The 1,037-nt window shown below is 67.6% G+C and carries 2 protein-coding genes; one reads left to right on the top strand and one right to left on the bottom strand.

All coding sequences use genetic code 11. From position 1 onward, the window contains the following. Positions 1–537, top strand: a 537-nt coding sequence (locus ACPUER_RS36845; RefSeq protein WP_425133589.1) for a tyrosine-type recombinase/integrase, incomplete at its 5' end; no start/stop codon positions are given. 124 nt (positions 538–661) lie between these two features. Here the strand turns inward: ACPUER_RS36845 and ACPUER_RS36850 are convergent. Then, positions 662–934, bottom strand: coding sequence for an H-NS family nucleoid-associated regulatory protein (locus tag ACPUER_RS36850; RefSeq protein WP_425133590.1), 273 nt, complete (start codon positions 932–934; stop codon positions 662–664). Positions 935–1,037: the final 103 nt, after the last annotated feature.

Genomic DNA, 1,037 nt, shown 5'->3' on the forward strand with positions numbered 1-1,037 from the left:
ACGCCGGCGAGCTGGCTGCTCGAGGTGATCGGCAAGGGCAACAAGCAACGCTTCGTGCCGATCAGCGACGAGTGCGTCGACGCGTTGCGCGTGCACTGGCGCGATCGCGGCCTGGACTTCGACGCGGCCGACGCGGCGGGCCCGCTGGTTGCGCCGCTGATCCTGCCGCCAACGCCGCGGGCGCGCGCGAAATTCGGCGTCGAGGTCGATGCCGACAGGGAAGGGAAGCCGACGAAGCCGGGCGGCTACTCGGTGCGCGGCGCGCGCGGACTCACGCAGTGGGCGATCGCGCAGCTGCTCGAGGTGATGACGGATCTGTCCGAGGCGGAGCGCCGCAAGCTGACGTCGACATCGCCGCACGCGTTCCGGCACACGGTCGGCACGCAGATGCTGGCGGCCGGCGTCGCGCTCGAGGTCGTGCAACGCACGCTCGGGCACGCGTCGCTCGGCACGGCGTCGATCTATGTGTCGCCGGAGGAGACGCGGCTGCGCCGCGAGGCGGCCAAGTACCACGCACGGCTCAAGCCGTCGGCGTGACGGCAGCGCGGTAGCTCCGCGCGCCGGGGTTGGCTACGATGGCGGCAAGTCCGTGGGCGAGCGGGGCGGCAGCGATGGCTACCCTCGCCTTATGTGCGAACGCTGCCGGGCGTGCGTGCTGGCATCATGCGTCTTCGCCTGGCCACCATGTCTGGGGCGCGCGGTCGATCGCATAGTCGTTGAGATCCTTTCCTTCCAGCCACTTCGGCCGCGGGCCGCGACCGGACCAGCTGCGGCCTGACGACGGATCGTAGAACTTCGCCGCCGCGCGCTTCGATTTCGCCTGCAGGTAGCCCAGCGCCGACAACACTTCCTGCTGGGTGATGCCGTACTGGGCGACCTGTTCCTTGAAAGTGGCCAGTGCGGCCTTTTTTTCAATGGCCTTGGTCTGGGCCAATTGACTATCGAGTGTAAGCGCTCGACACGTACCGTCTGTTCATGAGGGCGCGGCACCGGCAATCTGATTCCCATCAGATGTAATGGGAATCAGATTGATGAAG

The sequence above is a fragment of the Burkholderia sp. DN3021 genome (genome assembly GCF_049805555.1).
GTDB classification, from domain to species: domain Bacteria; phylum Pseudomonadota; class Gammaproteobacteria; order Burkholderiales; family Burkholderiaceae; genus Burkholderia; species Burkholderia pyrrocinia_C.